The 14,667-nt window shown below is 64.5% G+C and carries 11 protein-coding genes; 8 read left to right on the plus strand and 3 right to left on the minus strand.

Annotated features, from left to right (window positions below):
* Positions 1-339: 339 nt before the first annotated feature.
* Positions 340-1,947, minus strand: a complete 1,608-nt coding sequence (locus tag Q7T45_RS14420) for an ABC transporter substrate-binding protein (RefSeq protein ID WP_304871621.1) — start codon at positions 1,945-1,947, stop codon at positions 340-342.
* A 308-nt stretch (positions 1,948-2,255) separates the two neighbouring features.
* Between Q7T45_RS14420 and Q7T45_RS14425 the strand changes: the two genes are divergently transcribed.
* The 8 genes from Q7T45_RS14425 (at position 2,256) to Q7T45_RS14460 (ending at position 12,669) form a co-directional block, all read left to right on the plus strand.
* Positions 2,256-3,386: a M20/M25/M40 family metallo-hydrolase gene (locus Q7T45_RS14425; protein ID WP_304871622.1), complete on the plus strand. Its 1,131-nt coding sequence runs from the start codon at positions 2,256-2,258 to the stop codon at positions 3,384-3,386.
* A gap of 221 nt (positions 3,387-3,607) precedes the next feature.
* Positions 3,608-4,549: an ABC transporter permease gene (locus tag Q7T45_RS14430; protein ID WP_304871623.1), complete on the plus strand. Its 942-nt coding sequence runs from the start codon at positions 3,608-3,610 to the stop codon at positions 4,547-4,549.
* Positions 4,549-5,439 (plus strand): ABC transporter permease, encoded by an 891-nt coding sequence (locus tag Q7T45_RS14435; RefSeq protein ID WP_304871624.1) that lies wholly within the window; start codon positions 4,549-4,551, stop codon positions 5,437-5,439. Before Q7T45_RS14430 ends, Q7T45_RS14435 begins: the two co-directional genes overlap by 1 nt.
* Before the next feature lie 156 nt (positions 5,440-5,595).
* Entirely contained in the window at positions 5,596-7,251 is a 1,656-nt protein-coding gene (locus Q7T45_RS14440; protein ID WP_304871625.1) for an ABC transporter ATP-binding protein, read from the plus strand.
* A gap of 270 nt (positions 7,252-7,521) precedes the next feature.
* The gene (locus Q7T45_RS14445; RefSeq protein ID WP_304871626.1) at positions 7,522-9,054 is read left to right on the plus strand and encodes a M81 family metallopeptidase; all 1,533 of its coding nucleotides are present in this window, start codon (positions 7,522-7,524) and stop codon (positions 9,052-9,054) included.
* Between the two features lie 5 nt (positions 9,055-9,059).
* The gene (locus Q7T45_RS14450) at positions 9,060-10,235 is read left to right on the plus strand and encodes a M20 aminoacylase family protein (protein WP_304871627.1); all 1,176 of its coding nucleotides are present in this window, start codon (positions 9,060-9,062) and stop codon (positions 10,233-10,235) included.
* Positions 10,228-11,649, plus strand: a complete 1,422-nt coding sequence (locus Q7T45_RS14455) for an amidase (RefSeq protein WP_304871628.1) — start codon at positions 10,228-10,230, stop codon at positions 11,647-11,649. The genes Q7T45_RS14450 and Q7T45_RS14455 overlap by 8 nt, the downstream gene beginning before the upstream one ends.
* A gap of 129 nt (positions 11,650-11,778) precedes the next feature.
* Positions 11,779-12,669 (plus strand): crotonase/enoyl-CoA hydratase family protein, encoded by an 891-nt coding sequence (locus tag Q7T45_RS14460; protein ID WP_304871629.1) that lies wholly within the window; start codon positions 11,779-11,781, stop codon positions 12,667-12,669.
* 105 nt (positions 12,670-12,774) lie between these two features.
* Here the strand turns inward: Q7T45_RS14460 and Q7T45_RS14465 are convergent, their stop codons facing one another.
* On the minus strand, positions 12,775-13,752 hold the full coding sequence (locus Q7T45_RS14465) for an NADPH:quinone oxidoreductase family protein (RefSeq protein ID WP_304871630.1): 978 nt from the start codon (positions 13,750-13,752) through the stop codon (positions 12,775-12,777).
* Positions 13,752-14,360: a 2-hydroxychromene-2-carboxylate isomerase gene (locus Q7T45_RS14470; protein ID WP_304871631.1), complete on the minus strand. Its 609-nt coding sequence runs from the start codon at positions 14,358-14,360 to the stop codon at positions 13,752-13,754. Before Q7T45_RS14470 ends, Q7T45_RS14465 begins: the two co-directional genes overlap by 1 nt.
* Between the last annotated feature and the right edge of the window lie 307 nt (positions 14,361-14,667).

A 14,667-nucleotide genomic window follows, 5' to 3' on the forward strand; every position in this document is an offset into this window, starting at 1 on the left:
GGAGCAAGACGACATGCCCAGCGAAAATCACGGTAACCGGCGCGCCGTAACCACCCACAAGCCGCCGACTGGTTTGCCTGCCCCGAGTTCGCCGTCCGCGCAGGCCGCGCCGCCGATCTTGAATGACGGACTGGAATCGCTCCGCAGCAGCCACTGCTGATCCGCGAGTCGTCAAGTTATCGCAAAACGAAAATGCCCGGCACAAGGCCGGGCATGACGCTTAGATAATCTTGAGCGCCGTCATTGCGAGGAGCGAAGCGACGAAGCAATCCATACGATCTAAAAGATGGATTGCTTCGCTTCGCTCGCAATGACGGCCGCGGGACTGTCGCCCGCCCCCTACTTCTTCTCGATATTCCAGAACACCGGGGTCGCCGGGCCGTCGAGTACGCCGGTCAGTTTGGTGCTCCAGGCGCTGGGCGCGAGATATTGCCCGAGCGGGATGTAGATCGCCTGCTCATAGGCATGCTTCTGCAGGTCGGCGGCGATCTTCTTCTGCTCTTCGGGGGTGCCTGCGCGGGCATAGGCATCGCGCAGCTGTTCGACCTTGGCGTCTTCGGCCCAGCCGAACCAGCCGCCCTTGGTGCCGCGGCCGCCGATCGAGACGTTGGCGACGGGGTTGGACACGTCGGCGCCGACCCAGTTGGTGAAGAACATGTTCCAGCCGCCTTCCTTGATCGGCTTCTGGCTGGCGCGGCGGGTCACCACGGTCTGCCAGTCGGTGGCCTGCACGTCGACCTTGAAGCCGGCTTCGCGCAGCAACTGCGCCGCCACGATCGGCTGCGCCTTCAGGGTCACCACGTCGCCGGGCGCCATGATCACGATCGGCGTGCCGTCGTAGCCGGATTCGGCGAGCGCCTTCTTGGCTTCCGCCATGCCGTTGCCCTTCACCAGGGTCTCCGAACCGACGTCGGTGGCGAGCGGCGTGTCGCAGATGAAGATCGCGCCGCAGATCTTGTAATATTTGGGATTGCCGACCAGCGCGTCGAGCACCGGCTTCTGGCTCATGGCCAGGAACGCGGCGCGGCGTACCTTGACGTTGTCGAAGGGCGGATGGATGAAATTCATGCGCCCGAGCGTCTGGAAGCCGAACTTGTTGAGGGTTTCGACCTTGATGTCCTTGTTGGCTTCCAGCGCCGGCAGGAAATCGAAGGACGGATTTTCCGCGAAATCGATATCGCCCGACTGCAGCGAATTCACCACGGTCTGCGCGTCGGGCATGGTGAGCCATTCGACGCGGTCGACCTTGACCACCTTGCCGCCGGCGGTCCAGCTCGCCGGCTCCTTGCGCGGCACGTAGTCCTTGTTCTTCTCGTAGGCGACCTTGACGCCGGGCTGGAATTCGGCGGCGATGAATTTGAACGGGCCGGAGCCGATCTGTTCGGCGATGGCCTTGCCGGGCTCGGTCTCGGCCAGGCGCTTCGGCATCATGAACGGCACCAGCGACGACGGTTTTCCGAGCGACTCCAGCACCAGGCCGTAGGGCTCCTTCAATTTCAGCACGATGGTCTTGTCGTCGGCGGCCGTGATGCTGGCGGTGAAATCCATCAGCTTCTGGCCCATGCCGTCGTTCTTGCCCCAGCGCTTCAGCGAGGCAACGCAGTCTTCCGCCGTCACCGGCTTGCCGTCATGCCATTTCAGGCCGTCGCGCAGGGTGAAGGTGTAGGTGAGCTTGTCGTCCGAGATTTTCCATTCCGCCATCTGCGGCTGGATCTTGAAGTTCGAATCGGTGGCCACCAGCGTGTCGTAGACCATGTAGCCGTGGTCGCGGGTGATGTAGGCGGTGGTGAGACCGGGATCGGTCACGCGCAAATCGGAATGCATCACCGCGGTGATGGTCTTGCCGGCGGCGAACGCCTGCGGCGTCAAGGCGGCCGAAAAGGCAAGGACCGACAGCGCGACACCGGACGCTAGCGTGGGCCGTTTCCAACGCGAGATGTGGAACATTCAAACTCTCCTGACGTGAAACTGATCAAACCCAGATGATAAGTTATGCATGCGGTACGTTATTTAGGCGCACTAACACGCTGTAACTCCGAGGGTATTCGAGACTTGCACCAAGCGCGTGGCGCGTCAATCGGGTTTTAGATCATGGATGCGCGGCGAATGCGCCCGAGCCGGCGCCCAGGTTTCACTTTACAACAAGTTTCACTTTACAAATTCGCCGCCGGTCACTTTCGTAAGGATCCTGCTCGCAAGCCGCTCGCGTGAGCCCGCGCGTCAACAAGACCCCGTTCAATCATAAAGAGAAGCCGATGAACCCCGCCAACCTACCTTTCGATTCCGAGGCCATGCTGCAGGGACTGCGCGGCTGGGTGGAATGCGAAAGCCCGACCTTCGATGCCCCCGCCGTCGAGCGCATGCTCGACCTCGCCGCCCGCGACATGGCGATCATGGGGGCGTCGATCGAACGCATTGCCGGCCGGCAGGGTTTTGCCGGCTGCGTCCGCGCCCGCTTCCCGCATCCGAAGGCAGGCCAACCGGGCATCCTGATCGCGGGACATCTCGATACCGTGCATCCGATCGGCACGCTGGAAAAGCTGCAATGGCGCCGCGAGGGCAACAAGTGCTTCGGCCCCGGCATCTTCGACATGAAGGGCGGCAATTACCTCTCCCTGGAAGCGATCCGGCAACTGGCGCGCGCCTCCTTCACCACGCCGCTGCCGATCACCGTGCTGTTCACGCCGGACGAGGAAGTCGGCACGCCCTCGACCCGCGACATCATCGAGGCGGAGGCCGCCCGCAACAAGTATGTGCTGGTGCCGGAGCCGGGCCGCCCGGACAATGGCGTCGTCACCGGGCGTTACGCCATCGCGCGCTTCAATCTCGAATCCGTGGGCAAGCCGAGCCATGCCGGCGCAACTCTATCTTCGGGCCGCTCGGCGATCCGCGAGATGGCGCGGCAGATTCTCGCGATCGACGGCATGACCACGGCGGACTGCACCTTCTCGGTCGGCATCGTGCATGGCGGGCAATGGGTCAACTGCGTCGCCACCACCTGCACCGGCGAGGCGTTGAGCATGGCGAAACGCCAGGCCGATCTCGACCACGGCGTCGAGCGGATGCTGGCGCTGTCCGGCACCGCCAATGACGTCACTTTTAAAGTGACGCGCGGCGTGACCCGGCCGGTATGGGAACCCGACGCCGGCACCATGGCGCTGTATGAAAAGGCGCGCGGCCTTGCGAAAGCGATGGGCAAGGAGCTGCCCCACGCCAGCGCCGGCGGCGGCTCCGACGGCAATTTTACCGGCGCGATGGGTATCCCCACCCTCGACGGATTGGGCGTGCGCGGCGCCGACGCGCACACGCTGAACGAGCATATCGAAGTCGACAGCCTCGCCGAGCGCGGCCGCCTGATGGCGGGACTGCTGGCGACGCTGGAGTGAGCTCTTGTAGCCCGGATGGAGCGCAGCGTAATCCGGGGCAGCTGCGCAAGCGGTGAAACCTTTCCCGGATTGCGCTGCGCTCCATCCGGGCTACTCACTACCTGCGTCGGCAAAAACGACGTTCCCGATGGCACCGAATTTGCTTAGCTGGTACATACGGGCGGGAACAAAAAAAATCCGCGCCGACCGAACACCGGTTGGCGCATAATTGATGGACAACGATGCTCGGATATCTGCTTCGCCGTGTTCTGGCCGCCATTCCCGTGATGGGCGTGGTGGCGCTGTTCGTGTTCTTGCTGCTGCGGCTGACGCCGGGCGATCCCGCCGCGATCCTGGCCGGCGACAATGCGACGCCCGAACAGCTCGAGCGCATCCGCATCTCGCTCGGCCTGCATGAGCCGCTCTACACCCAGTTCTTCACCTGGGTCGGCAAGCTGCTGCAAGGCGATCTCGGCGTATCCTTGATCTCCAACGTGCCGGTGCTGAAAATGATCAGCCAGCGCGTCGAGCCCTCGATCTCGATCGCACTGTCGACCATCATTCTCGCCATCGTGGTCGCGGTGCCCTTGGGCGTCATCGCGGCCTGGAAACACGGCACCTGGATCGACCGCTTCGTGATGGGATTGTCGGTGATCGGGTTCTCGGTCCCGGTGTTCGTGATCGGCTATGTGCTGATCCAGGTTTTCGCCATCGAGCTGCGCTGGCTGCCGGTGCAGGGTTTCAGAAGCATCACCCAGGGTTTCGGGCCGTTCTTCGAGCGCATCATTCTGCCGACCTGCACATTGTCCTTTATCTACGTGGCGCTGATCGCGCGCATGACGCGGGCGGCGATGCTCGACGTGCTCGGCGAGGATTATGTGCGCACCGCCCGTGCCAAGGGCATCAACGAGACCGCCGTGCTGCTGCGCCACGCGCTGCGCAACGCCGCGGTGCCCGTCATCACCGTGATCGGAACAGGCTTCGCCCTGCTGATTTCGGGCGTGGTCGTCACCGAGAGCGTGTTCAATCTGCCCGGCATCGGACGCCTCACCGTCGATGCCGTGCTGGCGCGCGATTATCCCGTCATCCAGGCGATGATCCTGTTGACGTCGCTGATCTATGTCACCGTCAATCTCCTGATCGACGTCGCCTATACCATGCTTGACCCAAGGATCCGTTACTGATGGCGATCGAAACCCTTCCCGAGCCGTCAATTCCGATCACCACGCCGTTCCGGTCGGGGCTTGGATTTCTGACGGCGACGCCGATCATCGCGGTGGCGAGCGTCTGCCTCGCATTGGTGATCCTGTCGGCTATTTTTGCGCCACTGCTGTCGTCGCACGATCCGCAGCTGCTGGCGCCGGCGCTGCGCCTGAGACCGGCGAGCGCCGAATTCTGGCTCGGCACCGACGCCTATGGCCGCGACGTGCTGGCGCGCATTCTCTATGGCGGACGAATTTCGCTCCTGATCGGGCTCGGCGCCGCCCTGTTCTCGATCAGCATCGGGCTCGTCATCGGACTCGTCTCCGGTTTCTTCAAATGGGTCGATGCCGTGATGATGCGGGTGATGGACGGCCTGATGGCGATCCCGAGCATCCTGCTGGCGATTGCCGTGGTGTCGCTGTCGGGCGCCAGCCTGATGACGGTGCTGGTCGCCATCACCATTCCCGAGATCCCGCGGGTGGCGCGGCTGGTGCGCTCGGTGGTGCTGTCCGCGCGCGAGGAGCCGTATGTCGAGGCGGCGATCTCGGTCGGCTCCAGCCTGCCCAAGATCATGTGGCGGCATCTGATGCCCAACACGGTGGCGCCGCTGATCGTGCAAGGCACCTATGTGGCCGCTTCCGCGATCCTGACCGAAGCGATCCTGTCGTTCCTCGGCGCCGGCATCAGCCCTGAAACGCCGACCTGGGGCAACATCATGGCCGAGGGCCGCGCCTATTTTCAGATCAAACCGTCGCTGATCTTCTGGCCCGGTCTGATGCTGTCGGTGGCGATCCTCAGCGTCAACCTGATCGGCGACGCCGCGCGCGATGCGCTCGATCCCCGGATGAAGCAGCGGGAGGGCGGCAAGTGAACGTGTTTCATCCCATCATCGCCAGCGAGACGCGACGGCCTCTCAACGTCATTGCGAGCAAAGCGAAGCAATCCATCTCACCGCGGAAAGAAAGAAAAGAATGGATTGCTTCGTCGCAAGCGCTCCTCGCAATGACGGTGTTGAGAGGACGATGACATGAACGACAAACCCATTGTCCTCGACATCGACAATCTCGTGGTCGGCCTCGGCAAGAATCCCGCCAACCAGCGCGTGATCGACGGCGTCTCGCTGCAGGTCCGCGCCGGCGAGACGCTGTGCCTGGTCGGCGAAAGCGGCTCTGGCAAATCAGTGACGTCGCTGACCGTGATGGGCCTGCTGCAGAAGGGCTCGCTGGTGCCGTCCGGCGGAACTGTCAAGCTGGTCGGCGAGGATATCCTCACCGCCAGTGATCGCCGGCTGCGGCAGCTGCGCGCCACCACCATGGCGATGATCTTTCAGGAGCCGATGACGGCGCTCAATCCGGTGGTGCCGGTCGGCCGCCAGATTGACGAGGTGCTGCGCGCCCACACCGATCTCGACGCCCGCGCGCGCAAGAAGCGCATCCTCGACATGATGGAGCAGGTCCGGCTGCCCGAGGTCGAACGCATTTTCGCCTCCTACCCGCACCGCCTTTCCGGCGGCCAGCGCCAGCGTATCATGATCGCGATGGCGCTGGTGCTGGAGCCGAAGCTCTTGATCGCGGACGAGCCGACCACCGCGCTCGACGTCACCACGCAGAAGCAGATTTTGACGCTCATCCGCGATTTGCAACGTGATCACGGCACCGCGGTGCTCTTCATCACCCATGACATGGGCGTGGTCGCCGAGATCGCCGACCGCGTCGCCGTGATGCGTTATGGCAAGCTGGTCGAGACCGGTTCGCTGCAGTCGATCCTGCGCACGCCCGCCATGGAATACACCCGCAATCTCCTCTCGGCGGTGCCGAGCCTGATCCCGCGGGCGCCGCGCGCTGACTCGACCGAACCGGTGGTGCTGGAAGCCAACGAACTCGGCAAGGTCTATCGCGAGCGCTCCTTTTTCGGCGCCGTGCGCGAAGTGGCGGCCGCGAAGGACGTCACCCTCACGCTGCGCAAGGGCCGCACGCTCGGCATCGTCGGCGAAAGCGGTTCCGGCAAATCCACCGTGGCGCGCTGCATCGTGCGGCTGATCGATCCGACCTCCGGCGGCATTCGCCTGGTGGGCCGCGAAATCTCCGACCTGTCGCGGCGGCTGCTGCAGCCGCACAGGAAGCGCATCCAGATCATCTTCCAGGATCCCTACCGCTCGCTCAATCCGCGCATCACGGTCGGCGAGACCATCGCCGAGGGACCGATCAATTACGGCATGCCGCATGCGGAAGCGCTGGCCAAGGCGCGCGATCTGCTGGAACTGGTCGACCTGCCGGCCGACGCGATCTCGCGCTATCCGCACCAGTTCTCCGGCGGCCAGCGCCAGCGCATCGCGATTGCGCGCGCGCTGGCACTCGACCCCGACGTGCTGGTGGCGGACGAGGCGGTGTCGGCGCTCGACGTCTCCGTGCAGGCGCAGGTGCTGGAACTGCTTGACGAAATCCAGACCAGGCTGGGCATCGCGCTGTTGTTCATCACCCACGATTTGCGCGTCGCGGCGCAAATCTGCGACGATGTCGCGGTGATGCAGCATGGCCGCATCGTCGAACAGGGCCCGGCAGCGCAGGTCCTGACCCATCCGCAGCAGGCGTATACGAAGGCGCTGCTCGAGGCGGCGCCGGGGCGCGGCTGGGATTTTGCGAATTTCCGGCCGGTGACTGAGGGCGCAGTGGCGGGGGCGTAGCACTCTCGCCGCCATTGCGAGCGTGGAAGCCGGCCCCTGCCCCTTCAACGTCATTGCGAGCGCAGCGAAGCAATCCAGCTTTCGCGCAACAGGCAGAAAGCTGGATTGCTTCGTCGCAAGTGCTCCTCGCAATGACGCGGGAAGAGCCGGGCTGGCTCCGCTCCCCCGCATTGACGGGATGCGGCATGCAAAACGGGATTGCTTCGTCGCTTGCGCTGGTCGCAATGACGAGTCTAACGTCGCGCCACAAATCAGATCGAGACCGAATTAATGACCCGTATCGCCGTTGGCGGCTTCCTGCACGAGACCAATACCTTCGCGCCGACCAAGGCGACCTATGCCGATTTCGTCCATGGCGGCGGCTGGCCGTCGATGGCGCATGGCGGCGACATTCTCAAGACCATGCGCAACATCAATGTCGGGCTGGCCGGTTTCGTCGGCGCGGCGGAAGCCCGCGGCTGGGAGCTGGTTCCAACCATCGCCTGCGCCGCCAGTCCCTCGGCGCATGTCACCGAGGATGCCTATGAGCGTGTCCTCAAGATGATGGTCGACGGCATCAAAGCCGCAGGCCCCCTTGACGCCGTCTATCTCGACCTGCACGGCGCCATGGTGTCGGAACATTTCGACGACGGCGAAGGCGAAATCCTGCGCCGGGTGCGGCAGGTAATCGGCAAGGATTTGCCGCTGGTGGTCAGCCTCGATCTGCACGCCAATGTGACGCCGGAAATGGTGGAGCATGCCGACGCACTCATCGCCTACCGCACCTATCCGCATGTCGACATGGCCGACACCGGCCGCGCCGCCGCGGAACATCTGGCGCTGTTGCTGCAATCGGGACAAAAATTCGCAAAAGCGTTCCGGCAATTACCGTTCCTGATTCCGATCAGCTGGCAGTGCACCAACGATCAGCCGACCAAGGGCATTTACCAGAAGCTGGCGGCGCTGCAGGACGATGCGGTGCCGACGCTGTCGTTTGCGCCGGGCTTTCCGGCAGCCGATTTTGCCCATTGCGGGCCGAGCGTGTTCGCCTACGGCGTGACCCAGGCCGATGCCGACGCCGCGGCCGATACCATTGCGCGCGTCATCATCGGTCACGAGAATGATTTCGACGGCCGCATCTTTACGCCGGACGAAGGCGTGCTGCACGCGATGGAACTGGCGAAGAGCGCGAGCAGGCCCATTATCATCGCCGACACCCAGGACAATCCCGGGGCCGGCGGCGATTCCGACACCACGGGCATGCTGCGCGCGCTGGTGCGCAACAACGCCCAGCGCGCCGCCACCGGCGTGATCTACGATCCCGCCTCGGCGCGGGCCGCGCATGAAGCGGGTGTCGGCGCGACCGTCACGCTGGCGCTGGGCGGCAAATCCGGCATTCCGGGCGACGCGCCCTACCAGGAAACGTTCGTCGTCGAACAATTGTCCGACGGCAATTTCGTGGCGCCCGGCCCCTATTACGGCGGCCGCGACATGGAGATGGGCCCCTCGGCGTGCCTTCGCATCGGCGGCGTCCGGGTGGTCGTCTCCTCGCACAAGGCGCAGCTCGCGGACCAGGCGATGTACCGCTATGTCGGTATCGAGCCGACCGAACAGGCGATCCTGGTCAACAAGAGCTCGGTGCATTTTCGCGCGGATTTCGAACCGATCGCCGAGACGCTCCTGATCTGCGCCGCACCGGGCGCGATGCCGGCCGACACCGCCGCCTTGCCCTGGACGCGCCTGCGCGCCGGCATCCGCGTCAAGCCGAACGGCCCCACCTTCGTCCCCGCCAAACCACATCCATCGTCTTCTGCAACCGGATAACCACCATGCCCACGATCGAACGCATTGAAGACTTTGCCGACGAACTCACCGCGATCCGCCGGGATCTGCATGCGCATCCCGAGATCGGCTTCGAGGAAGTCCGCACCTCCGGGATCGTCGCCGACAAGCTCACGCAATGGGGCATCGAGGTGCATCGCGGCCTCGGCGGCACCGGCGTGGTCGGCGTGCTCAAGGGCAACAAGGGGACGAGCAGCAAGCGGATCGGGCTGCGCGCCGACATGGACGCGCTGCCGATGGAAGAGAACACCAATCTGCGCTGGCGCTCGACCATTCCCGGCCGCTTCCACGGCTGCGGCCATGACGCCCACACCACCATGCTGCTCGGCACCGCGCGCTACCTTGCGGAAACCCGGAATTTCGACGGCACCGTGCATTTCATCTTCCAGCCGGCCGAGGAAGGCCTCGGCGGCGCGCGCGCCATGATCAAGGACGGGCTGTTCGAGAAATTCCCCTGCGACGAGATCTACGGGCTGCACAATGCGCCGGACCTGAACCATGGCGAGATCGCGATCCTGCCGGGACCGGCGATGGCCGGCGCCGACTTCTTCGACATCGTCATCAACGGCTACGGCGCGCATGGTGCAATGCCTCATTTCTCCAAGGATCCCGTCATCGTCGCGATGACGCTCGGCCAGGCGCTGCAGAGCATCGTCAGCCGCAACGTCGATCCGCATGAGCCGGCGGTGCTGTCGATCACCCAGATCCACACCGGCTCGGCCTACAATGTGATCCCCGGCGAGGCGAAACTGTGCGGCACGGTCCGCGCCTTTTCCGACGAGGTCCGCGTGCTGATCCGCGAGCGGATGCGCGCGCTCTGCGCCGGCATCGCCGCCTCCTTCCAGGTCGAGATATCAGTCGACATCCGTGACGGCTTCAGCGTGCTGATCAACGAGGAAGAGCAGTCCGCCGTGGTCGCCGAAGTGGCGCGCACGGTGGTCGACGCCGACAAGGTGATCACCCGGTCGAGGCCCAAGATGGGCAGCGAGGATTTCGCCGACATGATGCAGGTGGTGCCCGGGGCGTATTTCTGGGTCGGACATGAAGGCTCGGTGCCGGTGCATAATCCCGGCTACATCCTCGACGACAAGATCCTCCCCATTGGCGCCAGCATGTTCGCGCGCATCATCGAAACCCGTCTTCCGGCGGGTGCCCATGCATAAACCAGCCCCCAAGGAAGCGGTCACGTCGCTGCACGACCTCAGCGCCGTCGACCTGATCGAGGGTTTCAAGGCCGGCCAGTTCTCGCCGTCGGAAGTGCTGGAGGACGTGCTGACGCATGTCGCGGCGTGGGAGCCGCACATCAAGGCGCTGTACGCCTTCGATCCCGATGGCGCGCGGGCGGTTGCCAAAACATCGACCGAACGCTGGCAGAAGGGCGAGCCGATGGGCTTGCTCGACGGCGTGCCTGTTACCATCAAGGAAAACATCGCCACCAAGGGCGTGCCGGTGCCACTGGGTGCCGCCAGCGTCAAACTGGTCGCGGCGGAGCGGGATGCGCCGCCCGCGGCGCGCCTGCGCGAAGCCGGCGCGGTGATCTTTTCAAAAACCACCATGCCGGATTACGGCATGCTGTCGTCGGGCCTTTCCAGCTTCCATCCCCTCACCCGCAATCCCTGGGACCTCGGCAAAAATCCCGGCGGCTCCAGTTCCGGAGCTGGCGCCGCGGCTGCCGCGGGCTACGGCCCGTTGCATCTCGGCACCGATATCGGCGGCTCGGTGCGCTTGCCCGCTTGTTGGTGCGGCCTGGTCGCGCTGAAGCCCAGTCTGGGGCGAATTCCGGTCGACCCGCCCTATGTCGGCCGCGTCGCCGGACCGATGACGCGCATTGTCGATGACGCCGCCCTGATGATGAGCGTGCTGTCGAAGCCCGATCGCCGCGACGGCATGAGCCTGCCGCCCAATGACATCAACTGGAGAGCGCTGGAAAAATCGCCGCGCAAATTGCGCTTCGGGCTGATGCTCGATGCCGGCACGGGCCAGGCGCTGGAGATGGACGTGCGCGAAGTCGCCGTGAAGGCCGCGAAGGCGTTCGAATCCGCCGGCGCCGTTATCACCGAAGTCGATGGCGTGATGACGCGCGAGATCCTCGACGGGCTCGACAATTTCTGGCGCGCCCGGATGTGGGACGATCTGTCGAAACTGGCGCCGGCCGAGCGCGCCAAGGCGCTGCCCTATATCCTCAAATGGGCGGAGACCGGCGCCAAACTGTCGGGTGTCGACGTCATCAGGGGCTTCAATGCCACCATGGCGATCCGGGCGGCGGCCGCAAAACTGTTCTGCGAGATCGACTATGTGATTTCGCCGGTGTCGCCGGTGGTGAATTTCGCCGCCGAGCTCGCCGCTCCGATCAATGATCCCGACAAGCCATTCGAGCACATAGCCTATACCGTGCCGTGGAACATGTCGGAAAACCCGGCCGTCTCGATCAATGGCGGTCTCGACAAGAAGGGTTTTCCGATCGGCGTCCAGATCGTCGGCCGCCGCTTCGACGACATCGGCGTGCTCGGCATGGCCAAGGCGTTCGAGGGCTTGCGCGGGCCGCAGAAGCCGTGGCCGAGCCCGCCGAAGAAGTAGAACGGCACATACCAATCGTCATGCGCGGGCCTGACCCGCGCATCCATCTTTTTCAAGAGGATGGATTGCCGGGTCAAGCCCGGCAATGACGAGGTGACAATCAAAACAACAACCCAGAGGAAATCCCCCATGACCTACGAGACCATCAAATACGAGGTCGACGAGCAGATTCTCACCATCACACTGAACCGGCCCGACAAGCTCAACGCCTTCAACGGCACCATGCAGGCGGAATTGATCGCGGCATTCGATGCCGCCGACAAGGACGACAATGTCCGTGCCATCATCGTCACCGGCGCGGGGCGCGGGTTCTGCGCCGGCGCCGACCTCTCCTCCGGCGCCGACACCTTCGATCGCGACGCGCGGCGCGGGCCCGTCAAACGGCTGGCCGACGGCAAGGTCGATTACAGCGATCCCCAGGTGCGCGACGGCGGCGGCCAGGTCACCTTGCGGATCTTCAAATGCCTGAAGCCCGTGATCGCGGCGATCAACGGCCCGGCGGTCGGCATCGGCGCCACCATGCTGCTGCCGATGGATATCCGCATCGCCTCGGAAAACGCCCGGATCGGATTCGTGTTCTCGCAGCGCGGCATCGTGCCGGAGGCGGCGTCGAGCTGGTTCCTGCCGCGCCTCGTCGGCATCGCCCAGGCGCTGGAGTGGTGTTACACCGGAAAAGTGTTTCCGGCGCAGGAAGCACTCGCCGGCCGCCTGGTCAGCAAGGTCGTAGCGCCCGATGACCTGCTGCCGACCGCGCGCGCCATGGCCAAGGAGATCGCCGCAAAAACCGCGCCGGTCTCGGTGGCGCTGATCCGCCAGATGATGTGGCGCATGCTCGGCGCCGACGATCCGATGGAAGCCCACAAGGTCGACAGCCGCGGCATTTACGCGCGCGGCCGTTCGGAGGATGTCAAGGAAGGCGTGGTGTCGTTTCTGGAAAAGCGCCCCGCGCAGTTCAAGAACAAGGTGTCGACCGACATGCCGGACTATTTCCCGTGGTGGGATGAGCGGGAGTACAAGTGACGGATTCGTAGGGTGGGCAAAGGCGCGCGCTTCGCGCCGTGCCCACCATGATGCGACACGAAGGAAGATGGTGGGCACGGCGCGAAGCGCGCGCCTTTGCCCACCCTACGGCCGCATCATCAACGCCACGCGTCCGATCGCCTTGCGCTCGACCAGGAGCCGCATCGCCTTCGCGTAATCCTCCAGCGGCAGCCGGTGCGAAACGTTGGGCCGGATCTTTCCCGCTTCCGCCCAATCCAGCAGCGCCTTCAACCGTACCTCCCCCAGCGCCGGATTTCGCCGCACCGCTTCGCCGGCGCGGACGCCGAGTACGCTGGCGCCCTTGATCAGCAACAAATTGGTGCGGGCAAGGCCGATGCCGCCGGTAAAACCGATTACCAGCAGCCGGGCGCCCCAGGCGATGCAGCGCACGCTGTTCTCGAACACTTCGCCACCGACGGGATCGAACACCACGTCGGCGCCGCGCCCGTCGGTGATGCGTTTGACGGCATCGCGGAACGGTTCGCGGCCATAGAGCACCAGATGATCGGCGCCGCGCGCCTGGGCGACGCCAAGTTTCTCCTCGCTCGAGGCGGCCGCGATCACGGTGGCGCCGAGCATCTTGCCCATCTCGACCGCGGCGAGGCCAACGCCGCCGCCGGCGCCGTGCACCAGCAGCACCTCGCCGGGCTGAACCTGCCCGCGGTCGATCAGCGCGTGATAGGCGGTGCCGTGGCCGGCCAAAAAGGTCGCGCCCTCGGCGTAGTCGAAGGTCGATGGCAGCGGCGTCAATTGTGACGGCGTGACGACGGCCTCGTCGGCGTAGGCCCCGTGCCGCATCTTGACGATCACGCGATCGCCGACCGCGACGCCATCGGCGCCGTTGACCTCGATCACGTCGCCGGCGGCTTCCACCCCCGGCGTGAACGGCAGCGGCGGCTTCAGCTGGTACTCGCCGGCCGCCATCAATACGTCCGGAAAATTGATCCCGGCGGCTTGCAAGGCGACGCGGACCTCGCCCGGCGCCAGCGGCACCGAGGCAAAACTTTCCAGCTGCAGGCTTTCGGGAGGCCCGAGTTCGCGGCAGACGACCTTCCTCGGCATCAGGCGGCCCGCGCCTTCAGGCGCGCCAGCGCTTCGCGGACCAGCGGCAGGCGGTCATTGCCGAAATACATGTCGGTCTTGTCGAGAAAGATGGTCGGCGACCCGAAGCCGCCGCGCGCCATCACCTCGTCGGTATTGGCCTTGAGCTGGTCCTTGATCGCCTGGTCGCTGATACCGGCGAAGAATTTGGCGGGATCGACGCCGACGCTGTTGCATATTTCGGTCAGCACCTCGTCCTTTGAAATATCCTTGTCGGCACCCCAATAGGCCTCGAATACCGCGCGGGCGAACGGCACCATGTCGTTACCGAGGAATATGCAGCCGCGCATCGCCTTGACGCTGTTCACCGGAAACACCGTCGGCGGCATCTTGATCGCGAGGCCGGCGGAGCGCGCCCAGTCGGCGAGGTCCTTCTTCTGGTAACGCGCCTTCAGCGGCACCGGCGCCTCGCGCGAGGCATAGACGCTGGGATTGACCGAATTGAAAATGCCGCCGACCAGGATCGGCCGCCACGATATCTCGGCGCCGAACTCCTTTGCGATGGGCTGGATGTTGTGGAAGGCGAGATAGGTCCAGGGGCTGGAGCAGTCGAAGAAGAATTCGATCATGGTGTTTCCTCATTGTCGCGTCTCGGCGCGATTTTAGTTGTTGGATGTCATCTCTAGCAACGTCATTGCGAGCGAAGCGAAGCACTCCAGCGTTCTTTCTTGCTGCAGCAAGGATGGATTGCTTCGTCGCATCCGCCTTCGCCCGAAGGCGGGCTTCGGCGGACAAGAGGGCTCCTCGCAATTGTGCATGTTCACTAATTCGCTGATTGAATCGCTCCGCTGGAGGACGATCCAATGCGCGACAATAGCTATGACCGAACGATCGAGCGGAACTATATTCAGAAGTGGCGTTTTCTGATCCCGGAGT

Source organism: Bradyrhizobium sp. (assembly GCF_030646015.1).
Classification (GTDB): Bacteria; Pseudomonadota; Alphaproteobacteria; order Rhizobiales; family Xanthobacteraceae; genus Bradyrhizobium.

Bases quoted from the DNA above. Each gene is read 5' to 3' on its own strand.
- Q7T45_RS14420 (WP_304871621.1), bottom strand. From the start codon at position 1,947: ATGTTCCACATCTCGCGTTGGAAACGGCCCACGCTAGCGTCCGGTGTC.
- Q7T45_RS14425 (WP_304871622.1), top strand. From the start codon at position 2,256: ATGAACCCCGCCAACCTACCTTTCGATTCCGAGGCCATGCTGCAGGGA.
- Q7T45_RS14430 (WP_304871623.1), top strand. From the start codon at position 3,608: ATGCTCGGATATCTGCTTCGCCGTGTTCTGGCCGCCATTCCCGTGATG.
- Q7T45_RS14435 (WP_304871624.1), top strand. From the start codon at position 4,549: ATGGCGATCGAAACCCTTCCCGAGCCGTCAATTCCGATCACCACGCCG.
- Q7T45_RS14440 (WP_304871625.1), top strand. From the start codon at position 5,596: ATGAACGACAAACCCATTGTCCTCGACATCGACAATCTCGTGGTCGGC.
- Q7T45_RS14445 (WP_304871626.1), top strand. From the start codon at position 7,522: ATGACCCGTATCGCCGTTGGCGGCTTCCTGCACGAGACCAATACCTTC.
- Q7T45_RS14450 (WP_304871627.1), top strand. From the start codon at position 9,060: ATGCCCACGATCGAACGCATTGAAGACTTTGCCGACGAACTCACCGCG.
- Q7T45_RS14455 (WP_304871628.1), top strand. From the start codon at position 10,228: ATGCATAAACCAGCCCCCAAGGAAGCGGTCACGTCGCTGCACGACCTC.
- Q7T45_RS14460 (WP_304871629.1), top strand. From the start codon at position 11,779: ATGACCTACGAGACCATCAAATACGAGGTCGACGAGCAGATTCTCACC.
- Q7T45_RS14465 (WP_304871630.1), bottom strand. From the start codon at position 13,752: ATGCCGAGGAAGGTCGTCTGCCGCGAACTCGGGCCTCCCGAAAGCCTG.
- Q7T45_RS14470 (WP_304871631.1), bottom strand. From the start codon at position 14,360: ATGATCGAATTCTTCTTCGACTGCTCCAGCCCCTGGACCTATCTCGCC.